The organism is Solwaraspora sp. WMMA2065, assembly GCF_030345075.1.
Classification (GTDB): Bacteria; Actinomycetota; Actinomycetes; order Mycobacteriales; family Micromonosporaceae; genus Micromonospora_E.
The window spans coordinates 1,238,509-1,264,966 of record NZ_CP128361.1 but is presented as its reverse complement, the minus strand read 5'-3'; the positions used below and the strand labels follow the sequence as shown (position 1 = coordinate 1,264,966).

Sequence of the window (26,458 nt, the reverse complement as noted above, 5' to 3'; positions counted from 1 at the left end):
CGGACGGCCGACTGTCAGTCGTGCAGCTGGGCGAGATGCCGCATCTTGTTCATCGCATCCAGCGCGGCGACCTTGTACGCCTCGGCGAGGGTCGGGTAGTTGAACACGGCGTCGACGAAGTAGTCGACGGTGCCGTTGCAGCCCATCACCGCCTGCCCGATGTGCACCAGCTCGGTGGCCCCGGTGCCGAAGATGTGCACGCCGAGCAGCTGCCGGCTGTCCGGGGCAACCAGCAGTTTCAGCATCCCGTACGAGTCGCCGACGATCTGCCCGCGGGCGAGCTCCCGGTAGCGGGCGACGCCCACCTCGAAGGGCACCCGGTTATCGGTGAGCTCGTCCTCGGTGCTGCCGATGAAGCTGATTTCCGGGATGGTGTAGATCCCGATCGGCTGTAGCTGCGGCATGCCACGGGCTGGCTCACCGCAGGCGTGGTGGGCAGCGAGCCGGCCCTGCTCCATCGAGGTGGAGGCCAAGGCGGGAAAGCCGATGATGTCCCCCACCGCGTAGATGTGCCCGGCCGCGGTCTGGAAGTTCTCGTTGACCTGGATCCGGCCCCGGGCGTCGGCGGTCAGGCTGGCCCGATCCAGGTCGAGGTCACCGGCTACGCCCTGGCGCCCGGCGGAGTACATCACGGTGTCGGCGGCGATCCGCTTGCCGCTCTCCAGCACCGCGACCGCGCCGCGCTGGTGGCGCTGCACCGACGCCACCTCCTCACCGAAGCGGAAGGTGACCGCAAGGTCGCGCAGGTGATACTTGAGCGCTTCGACGATCTCCAGGTCGCAGAACTCGAGCATCCGGTCCCGCCGCTCCACCACGGTGACCTCGGTGCCGAGCGCGGCGAACATCGAGGCGTACTCGATGCCGATCACCCCGGCTCCGATCACCAGCATCGACTGCGGCACCTGTTCGAGGTTGATGATGCCGTCGGAGTCGATGATGGTCCGCTCGTCGAAGTCGACGCTGGCCGGGCGGGCCGGGCGGGTGCCGGCGGCGATCACGATCTTCTCTGCGGTGACCTTGTTGCCGTGGCCGGTGGCATCGGTCACCACTACCGTGTGCGCGTCGTCGAACCGCGCCGTGCCGGTCATGATCCGTACCCGGTTGCGGGTCAATTGGCTGCGGGTCACGTCGATCTCGCGCCCGATCACGTGCTGGGTCCGGGCAGCCAGGTCACTGACCGTGATGTGATCCTTGACCCGGTAGCTCTGACCGTAGACCTCGCGCTGGTTGAGGCCGGTCAGGTAGAGGACGGCCTCGCGCAGGGTCTTGGACGGGATGGTGCCGGTGTTGATGCATACACCGCCGAGCATGTGCGCGCGCTCGACGACCATGACGCTCCGGTCGAGCTTCGCCGCGGCGATCGCCGCCTTCTGTCCACTGGGGCCGGATCCGATCACGAGCACGTCGACGTCATACACCGGCCCAGTCTGACAGGCTCGGGTTTCCAGCTGCTTACGGCCACCCCCGGCCATCCGGACGAACTGGGAAGATAGACGGGTTGCCTTCCGCAGCGAAAGGCCTACCATGGGACGATGTGCGCCATGCGAACGCGACATATATGAATATATGATGGCACGGGCATCAATGTCCGCTATGCCGTAGGCCGTTGCTTCCCTCGCCCCAGACGGGCCCCTCGCCACAGACGGATCTGAGAGGCATCACCGTGAGCCACCCGTACCGAACCCCAGCTGACCACTCTGGATTCTCCCCCTCCCGCCGCCCCCGCCGCCGGCCGGTCTGGCTGTGGATCACCGCACCGGTCGTGCTGGCCGTCCTTGTCATCGGGATCGGCGCGCTGACCAGGGGTGAGCAGTCGCAGGCGACGCCGACGCCGACAGTCGGCGAAAGCACATCGCAGACCCCACCGGCCGACACCGAAGGCTGGCAGGCATGCCAGGACCTGCGTGAGATCAGCGCGGCCGAGCTTGCCCACGACGTGAATCGGGAGATCGGCCGGCAGGCGCAGGCGTCGACCGATGCCACGCTGGCCGCTCGCGGAAAAGACCTGGTGGATGCCGCCCGGGCCGCCGCAGATCAGGAGCCGATCGAGGGCAACCTGACGATCTCGGCCGCGCAGGTCGACCTGCGCGAGGCCTGCGACCGGGCTTTCGGCCCGGCCTGACCGGCCGGTACGGTGCCGTCCGGCCGAGGGCTCAGCCGGACGGCGCCGGACGGCGCCACGTGTCGAAGGCGATGCGCACCGCCTGTTCCACCGCCGCGATGCCAGCGTCCAAGGAGCCGTGGTGGTCGGACAGCACCGCCACGAGCCAGTCGTGGTCGTCCTCGACGATCCGCCCGATGCTGTTGACCAGCCAACGTCCGTCATGATCACCGACGGTGTCCCAGCCGTTCTTCACCCAGGTTCGGGAGCCGGCCGTGCCGGCACCGGCCGGCACCCCCCACCGCTGGCCGACGACCACCCGACCCATCAGGTCCAGCACCAGGCCCCGGTCCGCCGGTCGCAGCAGGCTCTCCTCGTCGACCAGCGCACGGAGCAGCCGGACCTGGTCGGCCGAGGTGGTGACGGTCGTTCCCCAGGCCGACCTCGGTCGGGTCTGGGTCAGGCCCAGCGCGGTGTTGACCCGGTTCAGTCCGGGGACGCCACCGATGGCGGCGAAGAGTTCACTGGCCGCCGCGTTGTCACTAGCTGTGATCATGGCCTCGACCCGGTCGCGTTGCGCGGCGCTCAACGGGGTCCCGTCCCGGTCCAGTAGCAGGGCCGTGAGAATCTCCACCTTGACGATGCTCGCTGTCTGGAACTGGAGCTCGTCGCCGGTACGGAACCCGGCCCCGGTGCCTCGCTCGACTACCGCGAAGCTGAACTGGCCAGGCAGCCCGGCGGCGTACCCGCGTACCTGTCGGGCCGCCAGCGCAGCCCGGCGGCGCTGGTCCGCCACGACGTCCGGGGTCGGCACCGCAGAGGTCGGCACGGCCGCAACCGTACCCGGCCCGCCCGCAGCCACCCGACCGCCGGCCACCGGTGAATCGGCGGCAGCCCGCCACCCGTAGCCGAGGCCACCGGCGGCGAGCAGGCCGAGACCGAGCAGCGACCGACGGGGTGTGCCGCCACGGTAGTGGGCGCGTCGACGGGCCCGATCTACGACGCGACCGCTGACCGGGCCTGCTCCGATGATCACGTGCGCTCCCACCAGATCCGGGGCCGTCTGTTCTGCCACCGGTGGTACGGGCAGCGCACGGCGGACGTTCAAATCGACGGCTCAACGGGGGGCGTGTCCGGGTGCGACCGGGTGCAACGCATAAGGTGGCGGGCATCCTCCCGATGATGGACAAGGCGGATCGACGATGGCGGACACGGCTGCGGTTGGCACGCTCGGCGTCGGCGACCATGCCTGTCTCACCTTCTCCGACCGGGAGGAGCGACTGGACCTGGTGGCGGCCTTCGTGCGTGGCGGGCTGCGGGCCGGGCAGAAGGTGGTCTGCTGGACCGACTCGGTGAGCCCGGAGGAGCTCACCGGTGAGCTGCACGACCGCGCGGTACGGCCTGGCTCGGCCCTGCGCCGGGGCCAGCTGCGCATCGCCTCGGCCGCCGCGTCACTGCTCGGCGGGGCACCGGCCGACGCCGGGGCGATGGTGCGGACGCTCGCGCGGGAGGCGCGACAGGCCAGCGACGAGGGCTACGCCGGCCTGCGGGTGACCGCCGACATGTGCTGGGCGACCCGCCCGTCCGCCGCAGCCGATCAACTGGTCGAGTTCGAGACGCTGGTCGCCGACCTGTTCGCACACGGCCAGCTCTGTCTGATCTGTCAGTACGACCGGGAGCGCTTCGACGCTGTCACGCTGGCTTTCGCCGCCCGGGCCCATCCCAGGACCGTCGCGGCTCAGGTCTACCTGGAGCATCCACTGCTGCGGATCTGCCGGCAGTACAGCCCGACCGGCCTGCGCATCGCCGGTGAGCTGGACTACCGGCACAAGGATGTGCTCGAGCTGGCGCTGGCCGAGTCGGTACGGATCGACCGCCACCTGCACATCAACTTGACCGGGCTGGACTACATCGACGGCGCCTGCGCCGGGATCATCCTGGCTGCCGCACGGGCGTTGCCGAGGTCGCGCCGGATGACGGTGTCCTGCCGACGGCTGGTCGGTACCGTGCTGTCCCTGGTCGGGGCGGATGACGTCGCTCAACTCCGGGTACAGAGGCGCCATGAGCAGCCCTGATCCGACCTCGCTCGGCATCGGGGGACGGCCGCCGGATACTGCGTCCCCGGCCGGCGCCGTCGACCAGCCGTTCGACCGGGACGGTCTGTACGGCCTGCGGGCCACGCTCAGCGCACACGCTCCCGGGCTGGACATCTCGGCCGAGCAGACCGAGCATCTGCTCATCGTCGCCGGGGAGCTCGCCACCAATGCGATACGCCACGGCGGCGGCAGCGGCCGGCTCCGGTTGTGGCGCCGCGACGATGTCCTGTACTGCCAGGTCAGCGACAACGGGCCGGGGATGCGCGACCCGCAGGTGGGGACTGTTCCACCGGACCAGGCGCAGACCGGTGGTCGGGGTGTCTGGATCTGCCGGCAACTGTGCACCGAGTTGATCATCGACCGTGCCGAACCTGGGTCGGGGGCGGTGGTCACCGCGGTGATCAGCCTGGCGCGGCCGGCCGGCTCGGTGGGCGACGGTCCGGTGATACTGGTGCTGGCATCAGAAGGCCAGGACCGCGACCACGGCGAGGTAGCCGCCGAACAGCAGGGTGCCCTCGAAGCCCAGCCGGCCCCAGCCGCGGACCTGCCGGGCCAGCAGCCCACCGAGCAGCACGGTGGTCATCAGTAGCGCGGCAGAGGTGAGGAACAGTTCGTCGGGACCGGCCGCATGGTAGATCGACCCGGTGCGGTAGAAGATGTCAGCGATCACCAGGTTCAGCGCGTCGAGGCAGTTGCCACCGAGGATGGCGGCGACCGCGAGGGTCACCGCGCCGCGCCGTACCGCGGCGATCGCGGTGATCGTCTCCGGCAACGCGTTGACCAGGCCCATGAGCACCCCGCCGACGAATCCGGCCCGTAGCCCGGTCGCCTGCACCAGGCTCTCGGCGGCGAGGGCGGTCAGCCAGCCGCTGGCGGCGACGACCAGCCCGACGAGAGCGAACCGCACCCACAGCCGGCGCAGCGGACGGTCGTCGAGGAGTCCGTGGCTCTGCGGCAGATCCTGGCGGGTCTCGTTGGTGTCGACGGCTTGCCAGTAGGGCGTAACGTCGGTGGAGTGGACGATCATGACGCCGCCGAGGTAGCAGCCGACCATGATCACCGAAACCGGGTGGACCCCCACCACCGCGCCGTCCGGGGTGTAGGTAGCCAGCAGCGCCAGGGCCAGCAGCGCCAGCAGCAGGCAGCCGAAGAGCAGGTTGGACAGCGAAGCGGCAGCGTGTTCGAGGTTGACTCGCCGGTAGAACAGGTCGGCCACCGCGACTGCGGTGGTCTGCGCAGCGATACCGCCGACGGCGTTGCTGTAGGCCAGTTGCGGAGCATCGCTGACCGCCGTCACCGCGGTCATCACGATCCCGGACAGCGAGGTCGCCAGTCCGAAGAAGACCGCGCCGAAGACCGCCTCTCCCCAGCCGGTCCGGTCGGCGAGCGCGTCACCCACGGCGACGAGCCGGATCCCACCGACCACCGTCACCACCCCGGCGATCGCGAACGCGGCTATCGACCAGGTGACAGGCCAGTCCGCCGTCGCCACGAAATTCGGCATAAGACGTATTTTTTCATATTGTCCGGCCGTCACATGCAATATCACCGGACCACGTGACGACCGCCCACGACAACCGGTCACCATCGATCAGGATAAACTGAACACTACCCACAACTTCCACACTGGATGTCCGATGTGCCGACGCCGGCAGGACAAGGGTCTGTCAATCAAGAACGAGAGGAACGTACGTGGTATTCAAGAAGATGCTGGGTGCTCTGGGAATCGGCGCTCCCAGCGTCGACACGGTGCTGCAGAACCCCAACGCCCGGCCGGGCCTGGCCCTCACCGGGCAGGTGAACATCACTGGCGGCAGCCACGACGTACAGCTGGACCAGATCACCGTCAGCTTGGTCACCCGGGTGGAGGTGGAGGCCGGCGGCGAGGACCACAACGCCCTGGCTGAGTTCCACCGGTTCCCCGTGTCCGGCGGCATCCACCTGCGCGAAGGCCAGCAGTTGTCGTTGCCCTTCCAGTTCCCGGTGCCGTGGGAGACCCCGGTGACCGATCTCTACGGGCAGCGCCTGCACGGCATGACCATGGGTCTGCGGACCGAGGTCGCCATCCCGGGGGCGATCGACCGGGGCGACCTCGACGCGGTGCACATCTACCCGCTGCCGTTGCAGGAGCGGATCCTGGAGGCGTTCGCCCGGCTCGGCTTCGCCTTCAAGGGCGCCGACCTGGAGTACGGCCGGCTGCACGGCGTGCCCCAGACCCTGCCGTTCTACCAGGAGATCGAATACTACGCCGCACCCCAGTACGCCGGCGGCATCAACGAGGTCGAGCTGACCTTCGTGGCCAGCGAGTACGGCGTCGACGTCGTACTGGAGTTCGACAAGCGCGGCGGTCTTTTCCGCCCGGGACACGACTCGTACGGCCGCTACCGGGTCAGTCACGCAGACGCCGACCAGGTGGACTGGACCGCCCAGGTCGACACCTGGGTACGCCAGGCACTCTCCCAGCGCCAGTCGCTGATTGGCGGGTACGGCGCGCCCGTTGGGCATCACGGTGGGTCGGGAATGGGTGGGGTCGTCGCCGGCGCGGTCGGCGGCGCCGCGCTCGGCTTCGCTGGCGGGATGATCGCCGGCGAGGTCCTCGACTCGTTCGGCGGGGACGACGACTCGGGTGAGGAGTTCGAAGAGGAGTGACCATCCGCCGGGAGTTGGCGCCCGACCGGCGCGCCAACTCCCGGCGACCTGGCGATGCCACCAGGTCACCGCGGTGCCCGGCACACGATGGAGAGAGAACCGGCCGGCACCCCCTGGTTATCCACTGCAGACATCTGATCACCGGTGGTTCGGCAATTCGACTGGGTCTTTCGACAGCTGGCGTTGCAATGCTGAGCGACACAGACGTAGGTTGTGGTCAGCCGACCGACGTACACGGCCACCCCGTTCCGAGCGGCGGCATTCGGTACGACCGGCGAGGGTGACGACTTTGCGTATCCGGGTCCTCGGTCAGGTCTGCGCCTGGCGCGACGGTGAACAACTGGATCTCGGACCAACGGCTCAACGGGCCATCCTGGGACTGCTCGCGATCGCGGCCGGACAACCAGTGCGAGCGGCAGAGATCTCGGCTGCGGTGTGGGCCGAGCGGCAGCCGCCACCGACCGCCCGGAACGTGATCCAGACCCACATCAAACACCTCCGGCGACGACTCGAGCCCCACCGGCCGCCCCGCGCTCCGAGCACGGTGCTCCCCCAGGTCGGTGACGGCTACGCGCTGCGGCTACCCGCTTCGGAGATCGACGCGGAGGTCTTCCGCCACCGGCTCGCCGCTGCGGCCGGTCTGCAGCGCAACGGCGAGCTGAGTCGTGCGGCAGACGAACTCGAACAGGCCCTCGGGCTGTGGCTCGGCCCGCCGATGGCCGACATCCCGGCGCTGGCCGAGCATCCCCGGGTCGTCGCGTTGCTCGAGGAGCGGCACACCGCCCTGGCACGGTACGGAGACATCATGATCGCCGCCGGGCGGGCCGCCGAGGCGGTGACCGCTCTGGAGGAGGCCGCCGCCGCACAGCCGCTGGACGAGGCGGCACAGGCCCGACTGATCCGGGGGTACCACGCCGCAGGTCACCGTGCCCGGGCGTTCCACGCGTACCACCGGGTGCGCCGGCACCTGACCGACGAGCTCGGCGTCGATCCCGGGCCGGAGCTGACCGCCGCACACACCGCGCTGCTGCACGACGAGGAAGTGACCGCGGCCCCAGATGCCCGACGCTCGGGCGGCGAACCCGGCCGCGCAACGCCCCAACCGGCACCGGCACAGCTGCCGGCCGACATCCCGGACTTCACCGGCCGGGTCACCGAGCTGGCCGAGCTCGACCAGTTGCTCGACGCCGCCCGGGGGTGGACCGACGACGACGCGGACCGGTCGTCAGGGGTGACCGTCGTCGCGGTGTCCGGAACCGCTGGCGTCGGCAAGACCGCACTCGCCGTCCGCTGGGCGCACCGGATCCGGCACCGGTTCCCCGACGGCCAGCTCTACGTCGATCTGCAGGGCTACGACGCCGAGCAGCCCGTCTCCCCGAACCAGGCGCTCGCCGGCTTCCTGCGGGCCCTCGGCGTCGCTGGTCCGGACCTGCCGCTGGACCTCGACGAACGGGCAGCCTGCTACCGCAGCCTGGCCGACGGACGGCGGATGCTGGTGGTGCTCGACAACGCGGCGTCGGCAGAGCAGGTCCGGCCGCTGCTGCCCGGCTCGCCGTCCTGTCTCGTCCTGGTCACCAGCCGGGACTCGCTCGCCGGGCTGGTCGCCCGGCACGGTGCCCGCCGGGTCGGCCTCGATCCGCTGCCGCTGGCCGAGGCGGTGGCGCTCATCCACCGACTGATCGGTGCCCGGGCCACCGTGGAACACACCGCCGCCGCGGTCCTCGCCGCGCACTGTGCCCGTCTCCCGCTGGCCCTGCGGGTGGCCGCGGAACTGGCGGCCACCCGCCCCACCGCGCCTCTGGTCGAGCTGGTCCGTGAACTCGCCGATCAGCACCGGCGCCTCGATCTGCTCGATGCCGGTGGCGACCGACGCACCGGCGTACGCGCGGTGTTCTCCTGGTCCTACCTGCACCTGCCGGCCGACGCCGCCCGCGCGTTCCGGCTGCTGGGGCTACATCCCGGGCCTGCTCTGGAGCCGCACGCCGCCGCTGCGATCACCGCCACCTCGGTGCCCGACGCCCGGCGGTTGCTCGAGCTGCTCGCCCGCGCCCACCTGATCGAACGTGGGCCCGGCCACCGCTACGGGATGCACGACCTGCTCCGGGCGTACGCCGTGGACCTCGCCGGCCAGCAGGATTCACCGGTCGACCGGCACCGGGCGATGACCATCCTGTTCGACCACTACCTGCACACCGCCGCAGCTGCCATGGACCTGCTCTTCCCCGCCGAGCGCCACCGGCGGCCGGCGGTGACCGGCCCGAGCGTCGCCGCGCGGCCGCTGCTCGACGCCGCTGCGGCCCGGGCCTGGCTGGAGCAGGAACGGGCCAACCTGGTCGGCGCCGTCGTGCACACCGCCGGGAACGGCTGGCCGGAACATGCCCGGCGGCTCGTGCTCACCATCTTCCGCTACCTGGAGGGCGCCGGCCACTACCCGGAAGCGGTCACCGTGCACCACCACGGTCTACTCGCGGCCGAGATCATCGGTGACCGGGACTCGCAGGCGCACATGATGACGAACATCGCCGTGTTGTACGGGATGCAGGGGCACCGGCAGTTGGTCGCCGACCACCTGCAGCGGGCGCTGGTGCTCTACCGGCAAACCGGCGAACGCGCGGGGAAGGCCCGCGCGCTGGGTAACCTCGGCGTCTTCCATGGCCAGCAGGGCCAGTACGACCAGGCCACCGCCCATCTGAGGGAGGCGCTCGGCCTGCTCCGGGGAGCTGGTGAGGCGCACGGTGAGGCGATGGCGCTGGGCAACCTCGGCTGGATCGCCGTTTTACAGGGCCGTTACGCCGAGGCGGCCGAGCACCTGTCCGACGCGATCGCCCTGTGCCGACGGATCGGGCACCGGGTGGGGATGGCGTTCGCGCTGGACTCGCTGGGCCAGCTGCACGCCCGACTGGGCAGCTTCCGGGCCGCCGCCGACCACCACGGGCAGGCCCTGGAGATCTACCGGGACACCAGTCAGCCGATGGGTGCGGCGTCCGCGCTGGTCGGACTCGCGAACGCGCTGATGGAGGTCGGCCACGCCACCGCGGCCCGCGACCACTACCAGCAGGCGCTGTCGCTCTCCGCGCAGATCGGCGACCGGGCGCAGCAGGCCCGGGCGCACGCCGGACTGGCCCGTGCCGGGCAGCGGTTGGCCGACGCCGACCACGGTCGCACCACCCCCGACGAGGTATGGGACCACTGGTGCCACGCGCTGGCCCACTTCAGCGCGATCGGCGCTCCCGAGGCCGAGCAGATTCGGGCCCGGCTGAGCGCCGCGGACCGTGAGCGGGCCGACGCCGAGCCCGGTAGCGCCTCAGGCGCCCAGGTCGCGTTCAGCGCACCGGCACCGGGTCGCTGAGCACGGCGCCCGCCCTCCGTCGCCGGTGCAGGTACTGGGCGAGCAGCAGCCCGCCGGCTCCGACCGCGACGTCGCTGAGCACGCAGACCAACCGACTGGCCAATACCACGGTTCCGGCCAGCGGCAACGGCATCACCGACGCGAGGGCCAACGCGAGCACCGCTTCGCGCACGCCGATGCCGTCCGGCGCCACCATCACCAGCAATCCGGTGACGGTGGCCAGCGCGAACCCCGCGACGCAGATCAGGTACGACCGGCCGGCCGGTGCCCCGGCGACGACCGCCAGCAGCCACAGGTGATGGCCAGAGATGATCCACGACAGCGACTGCGCCAGGATGGACCGACGCACCCCACCGGCTGAGGCCCGGACCTGCGGCTCGGGCCGGCGCAGCACCCGGGCGGCCAGCCGGATACCGCGATCGAGCAGGTCGGGCCGGATCAGCAGGACGGCAACCGGCAGCGCGGCGGCGGCTATCCACCACATCCCGCCGCCGGCGACGGAGGGGCCGGCGGCAATTCCCACGGTGAGCCCGGTGAGCGCGACGATGCTCCAGCTGAGTACGAACACCGAGGCCAGGCGGACCGGACCGACGTCGACCGCCTTGCCCATCCGGACCAGCACCGGCAACGCGACGAAGCGCCCGGGCACGAACTTGACGAGGAAGCCGACGAAGAAGATCCGGGCCGCGGTCCAGGTGTCGACCCGGGCGCCCAGGTCGACGAAGAGCGCCCGCCAGGACAGCACCCCGAAGACCAGTCCGACGCAGTTGACCGCGAAGGCACCGCCGACGGTGAGGTAGACGGCGACCGGGTCGAGGGACCCGGCCAGCTCACGAACCGGTGCCCAGTCCTGGGTCCGCAGCACAGTGACCAGTCCGACCACCAGCAGGGCGATGAACACGACGACGAGCACCCGGTTCAACACCCGCAACCAACGACCCCACCGGCCGGACGACGTCACGGCGCTCTGCGGACGGCCCGGCACCGTAGCGCCGGCCTCGTCGACACGGGCGGTCACCGGCCCGTCTCCGGTGCCGTCGCCGACCGGGCCGGTCGGCGACGGGTCGAGCGCACCAGCCCGGCGGCGAATCCGACGGTCATCCCCGCCAGTTGGGTGGTGTGCATCAGGAAGTGCATCGCGACGAAGAACACCAGGAACCGGTTTCCCTTCCGGCGCCGGACGAAGCGGAACAGAGCCCCGTCCACCAGGACGAAGACGGTGAAGGTGGCCGCCGGCACCGCCAACAGCCAGCCGGCGACGACGGCCAGCGGCAGGGTCACGGCCGTCGCCGCGCAGCACAGCATCGCGGTCACTGCAGCGACGTCGACGCCTGAAGCGGGACGCGTGGTGTCGGGCCGGTGCCCACCGGCGCGGTGCACCCGATGTCGGTCGTCAGCAGCGAGCACGCCGACCAGCAACGCCCCGTAGCCGACCGCTCGGCGGACGTGTTCGGCCAGGAACGGCAGCAGCCGGTCGACGTCATCGTGCCGGCCCACCACGTCGGCGCTCATCCGGATCTCGTACCGGGCGGGCAGTCGGGTGCCGAACTCGATGTCCTCCGCGTCCCGCAGCCGCTCGTCGAAGCCGCCCACGTCGTCGAACGCCTGCCGCCGAATCGCGGTCAACGCGAACAACGTGGCATCCGCGACGCCGTCACGCTGCCGCCGCCAGTAGTGTTCGAACAGGGTCTTGTAGATCTCCACCGGGCCGTCGGCGGCCAGCGGCTCCGCGTCGTAGATGCCCTGCACGACCGCGCACCCGGGATGCTCCCGGAGCACCCTCAGGGCGTTGCCGACCGCGTCCGGCGCAAGCGCGATGTCGGAGTCGACGAAGAACAGCACTTCACCGACGGCCGCCGCCGCACCGGCGTTGCGTGCGGCGGACACCCCCTGGTTGGTGGGCAGGCAGATCAACCGGCAGGGCAGCCCGGCGGCGATCTCCCGGGATCCGTCGGTGCTGGCGTCGTCGACCACGATCACCTCGACCGGCTGGCAGGTCTGGCGGTACACGGCGCGGACACAGTCGGCCAGGGTCTTTGCCTTGTTGTATGTCGGGATCACCACCGACACTGTCGGGTACCCGGTCACCATGACACCCACAGCGTCTGCGGCCGGTGGTCGGACATGCCCCGGGCGTCGCCGAACTCGTACCGGTGCACGGTGACTCCGGCGGAGACCAGCGCCCAGTCCAGTCTCCAGGACGACACCTGTTCGGTGGGCCACGACGCGAGGTAGACGGACCGGCTGGCCGACTCGGCGTCGCGCAAGCCGGTCGGCAGGCGGCGCAGGTCACCCATAGCGGGGCTGGTGTTCAGGTCCCCGGCCAGCACCACCGGGTTGTCGTTGCCCGCCACGTCCGCGGCCAGCGCCCGGAACTGCGGTATCCGACGCTGGTGCTGTTCCCGGACCGTCCGGTGGAACTCCTCGCTGAACAGGCTGGGGCCGCCGGCCCACAACGGCACCGGCAGGTGCGCGTTGTAGGTGGACAGCACCCGGTCACCGACCCGCACGTCGGTGCGGAGCACCTGGTAGCGCCAGAAGTCGGTGAAAGCATCCGGGGCCGGGGGAAGTCCGTCGGCCTCCAGCGGCGTCTGGGCGACGATCGGGTACCGGGACAGGGTGACGAGCTCACCGATGACCGCCACCTGGAAGCCCGGCATCTCCCGGCGCAGCCGGTCGAGGTCGTCGACCGGCACGATCACGCCGTCGACCTCGGCGATGTACTCCTGCAGCAGGTATACGTCGGCCCGCTGGTCGCGCAACATTCGGTAGAAGTCGTCGGCCCGGTCGGTGGTGTGCCAGTACCCGGTGTTCCAGGAGAGCACCCGTAACGCGTCCGGCGGCACCTGCGGCGTCGACCGCAGCGGACCGGGCAGGTTGATTCCGGCCAGTCCGGCGCCGGCCAGCAGCGACACGGCGCACATCAGCGCCGCCGGGCGCCGGGTCCGCCGACAGCCGGCCGCCGCCGCGACGAACAGCAGCGGTACGGCGACGAACATCACCGGCGGCATCAGCTCGGCGAGTACCCACCACCAGACGCGCCCGCTGAGCAGCCGGTGGGCCAGCACGTACGCCAGCCAGGCCGCCGAGCCGGTCAGGAACACCCGGCCGAGCCAGCGGCGCCACCACCGTCCCCACGGTCCCAGCCCTGCTGAGCCGCCGCCGGTGGGCGTCGCCTCGGCCGGACCGTCGCCGGTGCCCGGCGTCATGTCGACCGGGCCGGCCTCGGCCGGTGCGACGTCACCGGCGGCAGCGGCCTGAGCGGTCATACGGTGGCCTCCGCGGGGAAGGTGCTGTCGTAGAGCTGTCGGAACGGCCGGGACACCAGCCACTGCAGCGTACCGACCGCCACTCCCGCCGTGATAGTCACATTGACCACAAAGTGCACTGCGACGAAGAAGATCAGGAACGGGACTCCGCGCAGCCGGTGCGCCAGAGCGTACATCGGCCGGTCGGCGGCGACCGAAGCGATGAACAACCCGAGGGGCACCACCGACCACAGCGGACCGAGCAGCGCCGGCAGCGCCACCGCCGGCACTGCGGCGGCCGCCGCCAGGCTGCCCCAGGCTCGCGACGCCGTCTCGAATCCGGTGGCGAACCGGCGGGCCCGGGCGTACAGCGGGATTCGCAGCCGGGCCCGGTGAAAGAGCTTGCGCAGCAACGGCACCAGCTGGTGGTCGTGATCGTGCCGGCCGCGGACCCGGGAGGTCAACCGGAGCTGGTGACGGCGGGACAGCCGGTAACCGTAGTCGACCTCCTCGGTCTGCTTCAGCGCCGGGTTGAACGGCCCCACCTCCTGGTAGACGCGGCGTCGGATGGCGCACATCGCCGGGAACAGGAAGGTGACGTTGCCCTCGCCGCTGGCCGACCAGTGGTGGTACTGCAGCCCTCGGTAGCGGGCGACAGCGGTGTCGTGCAGCAGCGGCTCCGGGTCCTCGATGCCGCAGACCGCGCCGACCTCCGGCTCAGCCTGCAGAATGGCGACCGCCTCGGCAACCGCGTCGGGGGCCATCGCCACGTCGGCGTCGACGAAGAACAGGATCTCGCCGCTGGTGCTGGCGACGCCGATGTTGCGGGCCCGGCCGCAGCCGCCGTTGTCGGCCAACGCGATCACCCGTACGCCCTGCGCCTCGGCGACCGCCACCGAATCGTCGGTGCTGCGGTCGTCGACAACCAGCACCTCGATCGCCGGGTAGCTCTGGTCGGCGATCGCCTGCAGGCACACCGCCAGCGAGTCGGCGTAGTTGTAACTCGGCACGATCACCGAGACCAGTGGAGTCGACATGTCACACCGCCTCGGCCGGCTTGTCGTAGAGCCGCCGGAACGCCCGCGACGTGAGGTAGCTGGCGAAGCCGACGGCCGCGGCGACGCCCATCACCACGTTCATCAGGAAGTGCATGGCGACGAAGTAGCCGACGAACAGCGGGTTGCGGCGGGCCGCGACGAACCGGTACATCGGCCAGTCGCAGGCAACGAAGCCAGCCAACGCGGCCACCGGTAGCAGGCTCCACCAGGGACCGAGCAGCAGCGGCAGGACGGCGGTCAGCACGGTGAGCAGTGCGGCGACGCTGCTCCACGCCCGGGGGCCGCTGCGCAGCCCGCCGGGGAAGGTGGGATTTTGGGCGTACATCGGGATGTGCAACATCGTGCGGGTGAAGACCTTACGGATCATCACCCGCAGTTCGTGGTCGTGGTCGTGCACGCCGCGCACCGCCGGAGTCAGCCAGATCTCGTACCGGCTGGCCAGTCGGAACCCGTAGTCAGCGTTCTCGGTCTCGCGCAGGCGCGGGTTGAACGGCCCGATCTCGGTGAACACCTCGGCACGCATCGCCAGCAGCGCGGTGTACATGGTGTGGATGCGCCCCTCGTCGGCGATCAGCCAGTAGGACTGCTGCATGCAGCGGTACTCCTCGACCAGGCTGTCGCGGATCAGCGGCACCGGGTCGTAGTTGCCGCACACCGCACCGATCTCCGGCCGTTCGGTGAGCAGCGCCACCGCGTTGGCCACCGCGTCGGGTTTGGCGGCCACGTCCGAGTCGACGAAGAACAGGATCTCCCCGTTGGCGTTGGCCGCGCCGAGGTTGCGGGCCACCGAGGGACCGCCGTTGACCGGGGTCTGCACGACCCGAACGCCGTACGACTCGGCCACCACCACCGAGTCGTCGGTGCTGCGGTCGTCGACGACGATGATCTCCAGGTGGGGGTACGTCTGGGCGCGCAGCGCGGACAGACACAGCCCCAGCGCCCGGGCGTAGTTGTAGTTCGGCACGATGACCGACACGAGCGGGTCAGGCATAGGAAGAGACCACTTTCGGAAAGGATTCGCTAGGACGACGGGTACTGGGCGGCGAGCAGGGCGATACCGACGCTGGCGGCGAGCAGCGCGGCGGCGACGACGATCAGGCGGTCCCGCAGTACGGTCCGGACCGGGTCGCCGCCGCCCCGACGGACCAGCACCGCCTGCAGGTAGCGGGAGATCCCGAACAGCACGAGCGGTACGGCGCTCAGCAGCAGGGCGTTGCGGTACACACCGACCGGCGCGTCCGAGTGCAGGTAGAGCAGGAAGCCGATGACCGCGACGGTGGCGTTCACGGTGAGCAGTTGGTCGGCGAGGTTGAGGTTGTAGCCGCGCAGCGCCGGGCGGTGCGCGGCACCGTCGACGGCGAGCTCCTGCCGGCGTTTGCCAAGGATCAGCAGCAGACAGGTGGCGAAGACGGTGGTCAGCAGCCAGGCCGAGACCGGGCCGGCGGTCGCCGCGTAGCCGAGCAGCACCCGTAGCACGAAGCCGGCGGCGACCACGCAGATGTCGACCAGCGGGACGTGTTTGAGCCACCGGCTGTACGCCAGGTTGAGCACGAGGTAGCCGGCGACCGGCCACCAGGCCAGGGCAGGTCCGGCGACGACGCCGGCCGCCAGTGCGGCGGCGAGCGCGGCACCGAACAGCCAGGCGGTGGCTGGCGGGATCCTGCCGCTGGCCACCGGTCGGGACCGCTTCGACGGGTGACCGGCGTCCAATCGCCGGTCGGCGACGTCGTTGACCACGTACACCAGCGACGACGCCAGGGTGAACAGCAGCACCGCCCAGCCGACCCGGCCGAGCGTGGCGGCGGTCCAGACCGGGGCGTCCAGCAGCGCGATCGGAACGGCGAGCAGGTTCTTCGGCCACTGCTGCGGCCGGGTCAGCGCGGCAAGGTCGACGGTGGTCCGCACCATCCGGGCGGCCACGCCGCGCGCCGTCCACCCGGACCGTCCGGTCCGGGACGGGCGGGCATCCGGCGGTGCCACCGGTGTCGCGGACACCGATGTCGGCTCGGCCGCGACCTCGACAGCGGGCATCGGCACCTCCTGGCTAGAAGAAGACCTTGGCGGCGGCGAGCACGCCCTGCCGCCACGGGTCGCGGCTGGTACGGCCGCTGGCACCGGCCGGCGTACCGCTCGTCCGCTGCCCCTGCCACCACCGGAACGTCTCCAGCACCGCGTCCCGGTTGCTGTACCGAGGGCTGAACCCGAGTCGCCGCCGGGCCCGACCGATATCGACGTAGGAGTCGTCCATCAGCTTGTGCAGCAGCCGGCCGTACACCGGGGACAACTTGGTGCGTTCCAGCAGGCCGAGGGCGGCGAGGGCGGGCCGGGCCGGCAGTGCGACCACCCGCTTGCCGTGCCCGGCGGCGTCCAGCACCGCCTGAAAGTCCTCGCGCAGCGTGCCGAACTCGGCGGCGCCGATGTTGTACGTGTCGTTGGCGACCTCGGCCGGTGCCCGCAGCACGGTGACCACCGCTTCGACCAGGTCGGCGACGTGCAGCATCTGGATCCGGACCTGGCCGTCGCCGAGCACCGGGAAGTTGCGTCCCTCCTGGGCCCACTGGAACAGCATCGAGAACAGCCCCATCCGGCCGGGGCCGAGGAACGTCTTCGGCCGCAGCACCGGCAGCACCAGGTCGGCGCCACGGTAGCCGACCGCCAGCCGTTCGGCGTCCGCCTTGGCGGTGCTGTAGGGGTCGACCGGCGCGTACGGGTGCTCCTCCGGCGTCGGCACCTGTCGGGGCAGCCCGTAGACCGCGGTGGAGGAGATGTAGACCAGCCGGGGCACCCGTGCGGCACGCACCGCGTCGAGCACCGCCCGGCTGCCGTCGACCACGATGGAGCGGATCTGCGCCGCCGGGTAGCTGGGCAGCGCGGCGGCGCAGTGCACGACCGCGTCGGCTCCGGTCAGCGCCTGCCTCAGCGCGGCCGAATCCCGCACGTCGCCGATCAGGTGCCGGTAGTCGGGCGGGGCGGTGCCCGGTGCGGGTTCCCGCAGGTCGAGTCCGACCACCTCGACGCCGTCAGCAACCAGCCTTGCCACCACCGACGAGCCGAGCATGCCGGCGGCACCGGTCACGGCGATCACCACAGCGAGCCGACCTTCTGCGCCACGAACCGGGTCAGCAGCCGGTTGAGGCCCTGGTCGAGGACCTTGTCCAGACTGTCCAGGAAGTACTCGACGTCGTCGTCGGAGGCGACCAGCGGCGGGCCGACCACGAGCGGGCTGGCGCCGTTGAGGGTGTAGTAGGAGTAGATGTCATGGTCGCGGTAGAGCGCGTTGATCACCGCGCAGGTGACCACCTTGGTCCGCAGCTGCGGATCCCGGGCCAGGCCGGCGGGTGCCAGCTTCGCGGCCAGGTCCAGCACCTTCGGACCGCCGTCGATGAACACCCCCCAGAGCGCGCCCGATCCGGCGACGTCGGCGACCGCGTCCGGATGCTGCTTGGCGATCCGCCGCAGGCCGGGTGCCAGCAGTTGCTCGATTCGGCGGGCCTGGCCCGGGTAGTCGTCCTCGACGGCGATGTTGACCGCTTCGATCGCGGTGGCGCATTCCTCACCGAACCCGTAGTAGGTGGTCGAGGTCGAATGCATCAGCGCGTCCATCGGGTTGTCGTACGCCTTGCGGAAAATTCCTTCCCGGGCGACGTACGCCGAGATGGACGACTTGCCGCCGCCGAACGACTTCGAGGTGGTCAGCACGTCCGGCAGGAGTCCGGGATAGCGCATGAAGTAGAACAGGCTGCCGGTCTTTCCCCAGCCGGTGTAGATCTCGTCGAAGATGAGCACGATCTTGTGCTCGGTGCACAGGTCACGAAGGCCACGCAGGAACTCCTCCGAGCACCAGCGCATGGTGGAGGCACTGAACGGCTCGATCAGGATCGCGTAGACGTCGTCGGGATGCGCTGCGACCGCGGCGCGTACCGATTCGAGATCGTCGTAACCGAATGTCACGACACCGGAAATGCCGGGAAACTTGAAATGGTTCTGCGCTCCGCCAGTCAGGCTGCCGGAGCCGAGAAGCTTGCCGTGGAAGCTGATGTCGGCACGCAGGATGGTGTTCCGTCGCCCGCCATGGACCTTGTAGGCCAGCTTGACCGCGCCCTCGACCGCCTCGGCGCCCGAGTTTGGCAAGAAGGACATGTTCAGGTCACCGGGCAGCACCTCGGCCAGGTTGTGGGCCAGCGCGGCGACGTACGGCGAGAAGTAGGTCTTGTGCACCTCCATCCGCTGCCGCTCGGCGAACCGGCGGCGCGCCGCCAGGATGCGGGGATGGTTGTGTCCATGGTTGAGTACGCCGACCCCGCCGGTGAAGTCGAGGATGCGACGGCCGTCCCCTAGGTACAGGTAGGCGCCTTCGGCGCGGTCGACCAACTCCCGACCGAAACCGAAGGACGTCATCAGACCGACCTGGCTCCGGTTGACGTACCGCCGGTACAGATCGTGCACCTGTTTGACGGAGAGCTCGTCGCAATCATCGACGGTGAACAGATCAGACACCTATCGAGCCTTTCTCCAGAACTGGCGGCGACTCCAGAGGAACGCGGAGCACCGCCGGGAGCCCCTGCAATTGTGCCGACGGGTACTGAATGACGACTGTAAGACGACTGGATCGGCACTGGAGCACGGTATCCAGAAGATTGACCGTGACCGTCACTACGACTATCGTCTCGGCCAGTCACGGTGACGCACTTCCCGGCGGTCCCGACATTCGACAAGGTGGTGTCCGTGCCCCCGCACGTATCGGTCGTCATTCCCGCCTACAACAGCGAACGGACCCTCCATGCCTGTCTGGGCGCCGTGTACGGGCAGACACACCCTCCGGTGGAGGTGATCGTCGTCGACGACGCGAGCACCGACCGGACCCGGGAGATCGCCCGGCGGTTCCCGGTACGGCTGCTGCAGACCCTGGTCAACAGCGGCCCGGCCGCCGCCCGCAACCGCGGGATCAAGGCGAGCACCGGCGACGTGGTCTTCTTCGTCGACGCCGACTGCGCACCGACACCGACCGCAATCGCCACCGCGCTGCGGATCATGGCCGACGAGCCGGACATCGACTGTGTCCACGGCGTGTACCTCACCCAGCCGTTGTACGACGACGGCCCGGTCGAGGCGTACCGGCTGCTGCACGCCCACTACTGGCGGATCCGCAACACCGGCCGGGTACGCACCGCGATCTTCGCGCTGTGCGCGGTCCGCCGTTCGGTCTTCGACGACGTCGGGTTCTTCGACGAACGGCTCCGCGCCTCCGAGGACGTCGAGTTGAGCGATCGGATGGCCGACCGGCACGGCATCTGGCTGTCCGCCGACGTGACCTGCCGACACGACGACGACAGCCGGCTCTGGCCGATGCTGCGCAAGCAGTTCGGCCGCTCGCAGATGCTGGTGCCGGTGGCGGTACGGGAACGGGGCCCCGCCGGGCTGCGGGCCAACCGGCCGGGCGGCGTGCTGGCCGCCGCCGCAGTGCTCGGCACCCTGCCGTTGGCCGTGCTGACCCCGGTGCTGCTGGTCCTGCCGGGGCTCGCCCTGGCCTGGTTCGTCGTCGCCGACCCCGGGCTGGTCGGCTTCGTTCGCCGGGAGCGGGGCACCGCGTTCCTCGCCCTGTTCCTCTGCCTGCACTTCCTGGTCCACCTGGCCATCGTCTGCGGCGGCACCGTCGGCGGGGTGCGGTTCCTGCTGGACTCGGACTTCGGCCCGACCCGTCGACTGGCCCCAGGGACGAGCCGGTGAACCAGCTGCCGACACTGCGGGCGAAAGCGCTGGAGGCCGGTTTCCTCGGCGTACGGACCTTTCACCGGCTACGGCCGGTGACCCCGTCGGCGCGGCGCAGCTGGCCGGTGTTCCGGGTCGGAGCCGGCGCGGTCGCGCTCACCGTCGACGACGGCCCGGACCCCCGCTGGACCCCCGCGCTGCTGGATCTCCTCGCCCGGCACCGGGTGCCGGCGACCTTCTTTCTGATCGGCGACCGGGTAGCCGAACACCCGGAGCTGGCCCGACGGATCGTGGCCGCCGGCCACCGGATCGGCAACCATTCGCTGCGCCACCCGATGCCGTTCGCGGCGCTCGACGCCGACCGGTTGCACCGCGAGATCAACCATGCCCAGCAACGAATTCACGACGCTACCGGAGTCACCGCCCGGTTGTTCCGGGCACCCAGCGGCGGATGGTCGACGCGGGTGCTGGCGGCCACCGTTGACGCCGGGCTGACCCCGGTCGACTGGACGGTCAACTCCAGCGACTGGAAGGAACCCGGCGTCGGGCACATCACCCGTACCCTGTCGCGCGCCGGCTCCGGTCACGTGCTGCTCTGCCACGACGGCGGCGGTGACCGGTCGCAGACCATCGCCGCGCTGGGCACCGTGATCCCCCGGCTGCTGTACCGCGGGCTGCGGTTCGTCCCGGTCCCTGACCGCCCTACCGCCGCCGAGGAGGCGTGATGGCCCACCCGTTGTTCCGGATCGCCGCTCGGGCGCTCAACTGGCCGCTGACGGTGCTGGTCCGCCCGTACCCCCGGGTGAACGCCGTGTTGTGGGACCTGCAGTACGCGCTGGGGTTGTGGCGATATCTCGACCAGGGGCGTGACCGCGTCCCGCTGGAACTCGCTCAACGGGTCACGTCGCGACCACGCATCCTGGACCTGGGCTGCGGTACGACCGTCAATCTGGCGCTGCCGCCCGGCGGGTACCGGCACTACCACGGTGTCGACATCAGCCGGGCGGCGATCCGCCGGGCCCGCGCGCTGCGCCGGCCGGACACCTCCTTCGAGGACGCGGACCTGCTGACGTACCGGACCGATGAGCGCTATGACGTGGTTCTGTTCCGCGAGGTGCTCTACTACTTCAGCGTCGACGACGCGGTCGGTCTGCTGCACCGCGCGGCCGACCTGCTAAGACCGGGTGGCCGGGTGCTGGTCTGGGTGTACGACGGGACCACCGACACCGGCCGCGAGCTGCTGTCCCGGGCCCGTAGCTGCGGGCTGCCGGTGCACGATGAGCTTGTCGGCGGGGCGGACGGCGTGGGCAGCGTGCTGGTGCTGGGTGCCGCCGATCCGGCGTGCAGTGGCCGGTCGTGACCGCCCGCGATGCCCTACCGTCGGATGCCCTACCGTCGGATGTGGCCCGCGTAAGGGCCGCGCCGGTGGGCGGGCGACGGCCGGCAGTACGCAGCTGGCTGCTCGGCGGGGCGTTCGCCGCCGTGCTGGGCGTCGCCGCCGGCGTGCTGCACCACACCACCGGCCTGTTCTGGGGTGACCTGGCCGCGTACCGGGCGGGTGCGGTCGCGGCCGCCAGCGGTGACGGGCAGTTGTACCAGGCGGTCCACCATACCCCTGACGGCATCGCGCTCGGCTTCACCTACCCGCCGTTCGCCGCGCTGCTGATGCAGCCGCTGGCCGTGGTCGCGATGCCGGTCGCTGTCGCGGGCTGGACGGCGGCAAGTGTGGTGATGCTGGTCGCGATCATCCGGCTGACCCTGCGGTGGATCGGGCCGCCCGCCCGGCTGGGGCCGCTGTGGACGGCTGGTGCGCTGGTCGGCGCGTTGCCGATCTTCGCGGTGACCGGTCACCTGCAGGTCGGCCAGGTGGGTCTGCTGCTGACCTGGCTGGTGCTGGTCGACCTGGTCGCCGGCCGGGGCGGCCGGTGGCACGGGCTCGGGGTGGGTGTCGCCGCCGGGATCAAACTCACGCCGCTGATCTTCATCGGCTACCTGGTGCTGACCGGGCGGCTGCGGGCCGCCGCCACCGCGACCGTCGCGTTCGCCGCCACGATCGGCGTCGGCTTCGCCTGGCGGCCGACCGACTCGACCTGGTTCTGGACCGGCGGGCTGCTGGACACCGACCGGGTCACCGGGGATCCCCGGACCATCCTGAACCAGTCGTTGTCCGGTGCGGTGACCCGGGCGCTGGACGAACCACGGCCCGGTCTGCCGTGGCTGGTGCTCGCGGTGCTAGTCGGCGCGGCCGGGATGACGGTCGCGGTCCGCTGCGCACGTGCCGGCGACGAACTGCTGGCGGTGCTCGCCTGCGCGGCCACCGGACTGCTGGTCTCCCCTGTCTCCTGGCACCACCACTGGGTTTGGTGGGTGCCGGCGCTGCTGGTCCTCGCCGGTGACCAACGGTGGTCCGGCCGCCGGTGGGCGATCCTCGCGTCCGCCGCCGGCTGGCTGGTCCTGGTGGGCAGCACGAGCTGGGTGCTGGCCAGTCCGGGCGGGTGGGACCTGCACTTCTCCGGGCCGGGGCTGGTCTACAGCAACCTGTACGTGCTGCTGGCGCTCGGTGGGCTCGGGCTGCTGGGCTGGCGGGTACGGCCGGGCCGGACCGGACCCGGGCGGCGGTCATAGGGCCGGCCGGGACAGCTGCGCCGGGGCCGCGTGAACGCACCGATGTCGATACGCTGTCGAACAGTCAACGGTGCTCCGACGTGAAGGGTTCGCCTGTGCAGACACGACCATTTGGTTCCACCGGAATGCGGGTCAGCGCTATCGGTCTCGGCGCCTGGCAGCTGGGCCGATCGTCGCACTGGCCGGACGGGCCGGACGAGGCCGAGGCGGTCCGCATCGTGCACACCGCGCTCGACCACGGCGTCTCCTTCATCGACACCGCGCCGGGCTACGCGGACGGCCGCAGCGAACCCAACATCGGCCGGGCCCTCGCCGGCCGGCGACGGGACGAGGTAGTGATCTGCACCAAGTTTGGCTATCTTCCCGACGGCACCGAAAACTGGTCGGCCAGCGAAATTGAGGCGTCGGTCGAGCGCAGCGCCCGCCGGATGAACGTCGACCACGTCGACATCGTGGTGCTACACAACCCGCCACCAGAGATCCTCGACGGCAGCCGCAGCGACCACTACGAGGTGCTGCACCGGCTGCGGGACAAGGGCGTCATCCGGTCGTACGGCGCTTCGGTGGACTGGAGCGCCGATCTGGACCTCGTGCTGTCCACCAGTGACTCCACCGCGTTCGAAGTCCGGCTGTCAGCGCTCTACCAGGAGCCGTGGCCGGCGGTGGGCCGGGCCCGCGACCGGGGTGCCGGCACGATCGTCAAGGTGCCGCTGGAGTCCGGCTGGCTCTCCGGCCGGTACCACGCCGACAGCGTCTTCGCCGGGGTACGGGACCGCTGGTCGCGAGAGGACGTCGCGGTGCGCGCCGGCCTGGTCGACGAGTTCCGGTCGCTGCTGCCGGCCGGTGTCGGGGTGCTCGCCGGCGCGCTGCGCTTCCTGCTCAGCTACGACGCGGTGTCGACAGTGATCCCGGGAACCAGGTCGGTCGCCCAGCTCACCAGCAGCATCGCCGGTGCCGCCGACGGCCCACTGCCGGCGGACACCGTCGCCGCGATCCGCGCCTGGTACGACCGCCGGCTGGCCGCCACCCCACTGGACTGGTGACTCGGTCCCGGTCGGGTCCCCCGGCCGGGGTCCCGGTCGGAGCGGGGTCGGCCGCCAACGCCGGACCTGCGGTCGGTGGTCAGCCGCGTTCCAGCAGGTGACCGACGACCTGCGGGGCCAGCATCACCGGGGTGCCCGAACTGTCCCGGCGCGGATCGAGCTGCGGCAGCGCCACCGACTCCCCGGACGGGGTGGCACCGACCGGGCGGGAACCCACCCAGGCCAGCTCCAGCCCCGACTCGCCCTTGAGGAACCGCTGCACCCGGACCCCACCGGTGGCCCGACCCTTCGCGGGATACTCGGCGAACGGTGTGACCTTGACGTTGTTCCCGGTGGAGGTGACCACCATCGGCTCGCCGTGTACCGGGTCGTCGGTCCGCACGGCGGCGAAGAACAGCACCCGGGCGTCGGCAGCGAGGTTGATCCCGGCCATGCCGCCCCCCTTGAGCCCCTGCGGACGGACCAGCTTCGCGGCGAACCGCAGCAGCGACGCGTCGGTGGTGACGAACACCAGGCTCTCGGTGCCGTCGGTCAGCCAACTGGCCCCGACGACTTCGTCGCCGTCGCGCAGACCGATCACCTCGAACTCGTCGGCGCGTACCGGCCAGTCCGGCGCGCACACCTTCACCACGCCGTGGCGGGTGCCGAGCGCGAGTCCCGGCGTATCCCGTTGGGCGGCCGGAGCCAGGCCGACGACCTGCTCACCCGCGCTCAACGGCAGCAGTTCGGCAACCGGCATCCCGCCGGACAGCGATACCGTTCCGGACCGTTGCGGCAGCACCGGCAGTGGCAGGACATCGGTACGGACCGCCCGGCCGGTGCTGGTGATCAGCAGCACCTGGCCACGGGCGGTGGCCGGCACCACGGCCTGTACCGCGTCGTGCCTGGCCCGGCTGTTGCGCCGGGCGTCCTCGACCGACTCCTCGCTCTCGGCGACGGTGCGGGCGACCAGCCCGGTGGCGGACAGGATCACCTGGCAGGGGTCGTCGGCGACCTCCAGCGGGCCGGCCGGGACCGAGGCGGCCAGCACCTCCTTGAGGTCACCGTCGACGAGGGTGGTCCGCCGGGGGGTGGCGAACTGCTTGGCCACCTTGGCCAGCTCGTCGGATACCAGCTTGCGCAGCGCCGCGGGGTCGTCGAGGATCCGCGACAGCTCAGCGATCTCGCCACGTAGCCGATCCTGCTCGGCCTCCAGCTCGATCCGGTCAAACCGGGTCAGCCGACGCAGTGGGGTGTCCAGAATGTAGCCGGCCTGCACGGCGGTCAGCCCGAACTCGGCCATCAGCGCGTCCCGCGCCGCCTGCGCATCGTCGCTGCCGCGGATCAGCCGCACCACCCGGTCGATGTCAAGCAGCGCGATCAGCAGACCGTCGACCAGATGCAGTCGGTCCTGGCGACGGCTCCGTCGGTAGAGGCTGCGTCGGGTGACGACGTCGTACCGGTGGGCCAGGAAGGCTTCCAGCAGCTCCTTCAGCCCGAGCGTACGTGGCTGCCCGTCGACCAGCACCAGGTTGTTGACGCCGAACGACTGCTCCATCGGGGTCAGCCGGTAGAGATCGGCGAGCAACGCCTGTGGGTTCACCCCGATCTTGCATTCGATGACCAGGCGGGTGCCGTTCTCCCGGTCGGTCAGGTCCTTGACGTCGGCGATGCCCTGCAGCCGTTTGGTCTTGTTGACCTCTTCGGTGATCTTCTCGATGATCCGCTCGGTGCCGACCCCGTAGGGCAGCTCGGTCACCGTGATCGCCTGCCGCCCACGGCTGCCCTCGAGCAGACCGATCTGCACCTTGGCGCGCATCCGCACCACCCCACGCCCGGTGGCGAACGCACGCCGCACCTCGTCGAGGCCGAGCAGCAGACCACCGGTCGGCAGATCCGGGCCGGGGACGAACTCCATCAGCTTGTCGAGACTCGCGTCGGGATGGCGGATCAGCCAGCGGGTGGCCGCGACGACCTCACCGAGATTGTGCGGGATCATGTTGGTCGCCATCCCGACGGCGATCCCGGACGCCCCGTTGACCAGCAGATTCGGGAAGGCCGCCGGCAACACCTTCGGCTCGGTCAGCGAGCCGTCGTAGTTGGGCTTGAAGTCGACGGTCTCCTCGTCGAGCTCGCCGACGAGCAGCATCGCCGGGCGGGACATCCGCGCCTCGGTGTAGCGGCTGGCCGCCGGACCGTCGTCGGGGGAGCCGAAGTTGCCGTGCCCGTCGACCAGCGGCACGTTGAGCGAGAAGTGCTGTGCCATCCGGACCATCGCGTCATAGATCGCGGTGTCGCCGTGCGGATGGAACTTGCCCATCACGTCGCCCACCACCCGAGCCGACTTGACGTAGCCCCGGTCCGGGCGGTGACCCTGCTCGCTCATCGAGTAGAGAATGCGTCGGTGCACCGGTTTGAGCCCGTCCCGGGCGTCGGGCAGGGCCCGGGCGTAGATGACCGAGTAGGCGTACTCCAGGTAGGAGTCCTGGATCTCGGTCTCCAGCGGGTTGTCCATGATCCGGGCGCCGGCCTGGTCGAACGCGGACAGGTCGACCCCGGACTGCTTGCTCTTGCTGCGTGCCATCTCTACGTTTCCAGCGC

At 70.7% G+C, this 26,458-nt stretch carries 21 protein-coding genes and 2 pseudogenes; 11 read left to right on the top strand and 12 right to left on the bottom strand.

All coding sequences use genetic code 11. The features are described from left to right. Positions 1–14 precede the first annotated feature (14 nt). The gene (gene sthA / locus O7610_RS05845) at positions 15–1,418 is read right to left on the bottom strand and encodes a Si-specific NAD(P)(+) transhydrogenase (protein ID WP_289212768.1); all 1,404 of its coding nucleotides are present in this window, start codon (positions 1,416–1,418) and stop codon (positions 15–17) included. A gap of 344 nt (positions 1,419–1,762) precedes the next feature. Here sthA and O7610_RS05840 point away from each other — a divergent pair, with 344 nt between their 5' ends. Then, the gene (locus O7610_RS05840) at positions 1,763–2,122 is read left to right on the top strand and encodes a hypothetical protein (protein ID WP_281554709.1); all 360 of its coding nucleotides are present in this window, start codon (positions 1,763–1,765) and stop codon (positions 2,120–2,122) included. Between the two features lie 31 nt (positions 2,123–2,153). Here the strand turns inward: O7610_RS05840 and O7610_RS05835 are convergent, their stop codons facing one another. Then, positions 2,154–3,176: a serine hydrolase gene (locus O7610_RS05835; RefSeq protein WP_289212767.1), complete on the bottom strand. Its 1,023-nt coding sequence runs from the start codon at positions 3,174–3,176 to the stop codon at positions 2,154–2,156. Positions 3,177–3,303: 127 nt separating this feature from the next. Here O7610_RS05835 and O7610_RS05830 point away from each other — a divergent pair, with 127 nt between their 5' ends. Next, positions 3,304–4,176, top strand: coding sequence for an MEDS and STAS domain-containing protein (locus O7610_RS05830; RefSeq protein ID WP_289212766.1), 873 nt, complete (start codon positions 3,304–3,306; stop codon positions 4,174–4,176). Continuing rightward, positions 4,130–4,594, top strand: a pseudogene (locus O7610_RS05825) (ATP-binding protein); the annotation flags it as partial. The gene O7610_RS05830 and the pseudogene O7610_RS05825, both read left to right, overlap by 47 nt. A gap of 63 nt (positions 4,595–4,657) precedes the next feature. On the opposite strand, the gene O7610_RS05820 reads toward O7610_RS05825, so the two are convergent. After that, positions 4,658–5,701 carry a sodium:calcium antiporter gene (locus O7610_RS05820; RefSeq protein ID WP_281554706.1) on the bottom strand — a complete coding sequence of 348 codons (1,044 nt, stop codon included), beginning with the start codon at positions 5,699–5,701 and terminating at the stop codon, positions 4,658–4,660. 188 nt (positions 5,702–5,889) lie between these two features. Here O7610_RS05820 and O7610_RS05815 point away from each other — a divergent pair, with 188 nt between their 5' ends. The 3 genes and pseudogenes from O7610_RS05815 (at position 5,890) to O7610_RS30570 (ending at position 10,195) form a co-directional block, all read left to right on the top strand. Beyond that, the gene (locus tag O7610_RS05815; RefSeq protein WP_281554705.1) at positions 5,890–6,846 is read left to right on the top strand and encodes a sporulation protein; all 957 of its coding nucleotides are present in this window, start codon (positions 5,890–5,892) and stop codon (positions 6,844–6,846) included. A gap of 289 nt (positions 6,847–7,135) precedes the next feature. After that, a pseudogene (locus O7610_RS30575) lies at positions 7,136–8,998 on the top strand (AfsR/SARP family transcriptional regulator); the annotation flags it as partial. Between the two features lie 9 nt (positions 8,999–9,007). Continuing rightward, positions 9,008–10,195 carry a tetratricopeptide repeat protein gene (locus O7610_RS30570; RefSeq protein WP_502959103.1) on the top strand — a complete coding sequence of 396 codons (1,188 nt, stop codon included), beginning with the start codon at positions 9,008–9,010 and terminating at the stop codon, positions 10,193–10,195. On the opposite strand, the gene O7610_RS05805 is transcribed toward O7610_RS30570, so the two are convergent. From O7610_RS05805 to O7610_RS05770, 8 genes are read right to left on the bottom strand one after another with little or no spacing between them, the layout of a single operon-like run. Continuing rightward, positions 10,170–11,213 carry a lysylphosphatidylglycerol synthase domain-containing protein gene (locus O7610_RS05805; RefSeq protein WP_281554703.1) on the bottom strand — a complete coding sequence of 348 codons (1,044 nt, stop codon included), beginning with the start codon at positions 11,211–11,213 and terminating at the stop codon, positions 10,170–10,172. The genes O7610_RS30570 and O7610_RS05805 overlap by 26 nt on opposite strands. After that, positions 11,210–12,256 carry a glycosyltransferase family 2 protein gene (locus O7610_RS05800; protein WP_281554702.1) on the bottom strand — a complete coding sequence of 349 codons (1,047 nt, stop codon included), beginning with the start codon at positions 12,254–12,256 and terminating at the stop codon, positions 11,210–11,212. Before O7610_RS05800 ends, O7610_RS05805 begins: the two co-directional genes overlap by 4 nt. Before the next feature lie 23 nt (positions 12,257–12,279). Next, a complete protein-coding gene (locus O7610_RS05795) occupies positions 12,280–13,464 on the bottom strand; it encodes an endonuclease/exonuclease/phosphatase family protein (protein ID WP_281554701.1) in 1,185 nt (394 codons plus the stop codon). Further along, positions 13,461–14,480, bottom strand: coding sequence for a glycosyltransferase family 2 protein (locus O7610_RS05790; RefSeq protein WP_281554700.1), 1,020 nt, complete (start codon positions 14,478–14,480; stop codon positions 13,461–13,463). The genes O7610_RS05795 and O7610_RS05790 overlap by 4 nt, the downstream gene beginning before the upstream one ends. A 1-nt stretch (position 14,481) precedes the next feature. Further along, on the bottom strand, positions 14,482–15,492 hold the full coding sequence (locus O7610_RS05785) for a glycosyltransferase family 2 protein (protein WP_281554699.1): 1,011 nt from the start codon (positions 15,490–15,492) through the stop codon (positions 14,482–14,484). 29 nt (positions 15,493–15,521) lie between these two features. Beyond that, positions 15,522–16,532, bottom strand: a complete 1,011-nt coding sequence (locus tag O7610_RS05780; RefSeq protein ID WP_281554698.1) for a UbiA prenyltransferase family protein — start codon at positions 16,530–16,532, stop codon at positions 15,522–15,524. Positions 16,533–16,545: 13 nt separating this feature from the next. After that, complete coding sequence (locus O7610_RS05775) at positions 16,546–17,589, bottom strand: NAD-dependent epimerase/dehydratase family protein (protein ID WP_289212765.1); 1,044 nt, start codon at positions 17,587–17,589, stop codon at positions 16,546–16,548. Next, entirely contained in the window at positions 17,583–18,899 is a 1,317-nt protein-coding gene (locus tag O7610_RS05770; RefSeq protein ID WP_289213574.1) for an aspartate aminotransferase family protein, read from the bottom strand. Before O7610_RS05770 ends, O7610_RS05775 begins: the two co-directional genes overlap by 7 nt. Before the next feature lie 318 nt (positions 18,900–19,217). Here O7610_RS05770 and O7610_RS05765 point away from each other — a divergent pair, with 318 nt between their 5' ends. From O7610_RS05765 to O7610_RS05745, 5 genes are all read left to right on the top strand, one after another. Then, positions 19,218–20,228, top strand: coding sequence for a glycosyltransferase family 2 protein (locus O7610_RS05765; protein WP_348650122.1), 1,011 nt, complete (start codon positions 19,218–19,220; stop codon positions 20,226–20,228). Beyond that, positions 20,225–20,935: a polysaccharide deacetylase family protein gene (locus O7610_RS05760; RefSeq protein ID WP_281554695.1), complete on the top strand. Its 711-nt coding sequence runs from the start codon at positions 20,225–20,227 to the stop codon at positions 20,933–20,935. Before O7610_RS05765 ends, O7610_RS05760 begins: the two co-directional genes overlap by 4 nt. Beyond that, positions 20,935–21,570, top strand: coding sequence for a class I SAM-dependent methyltransferase (locus O7610_RS05755; protein WP_281554694.1), 636 nt, complete (start codon positions 20,935–20,937; stop codon positions 21,568–21,570). Before O7610_RS05760 ends, O7610_RS05755 begins: the two co-directional genes overlap by 1 nt. 41 nt (positions 21,571–21,611) lie before the next feature. Then, positions 21,612–22,835 carry a glycosyltransferase 87 family protein gene (locus O7610_RS05750; protein ID WP_281554693.1) on the top strand — a complete coding sequence of 408 codons (1,224 nt, stop codon included), beginning with the start codon at positions 21,612–21,614 and terminating at the stop codon, positions 22,833–22,835. Between the two features lie 125 nt (positions 22,836–22,960). Next, positions 22,961–23,878: an aldo/keto reductase gene (locus O7610_RS05745; protein ID WP_281554692.1), complete on the top strand. Its 918-nt coding sequence runs from the start codon at positions 22,961–22,963 to the stop codon at positions 23,876–23,878. A 79-nt stretch (positions 23,879–23,957) separates the two neighbouring features. On the opposite strand, the gene O7610_RS05740 is transcribed toward O7610_RS05745, so the two are convergent. Beyond that, the gene (locus O7610_RS05740) at positions 23,958–26,441 is read right to left on the bottom strand and encodes a DNA gyrase/topoisomerase IV subunit A (protein WP_281554691.1); all 2,484 of its coding nucleotides are present in this window, start codon (positions 26,439–26,441) and stop codon (positions 23,958–23,960) included. Positions 26,442–26,458 lie beyond the last annotated feature (17 nt).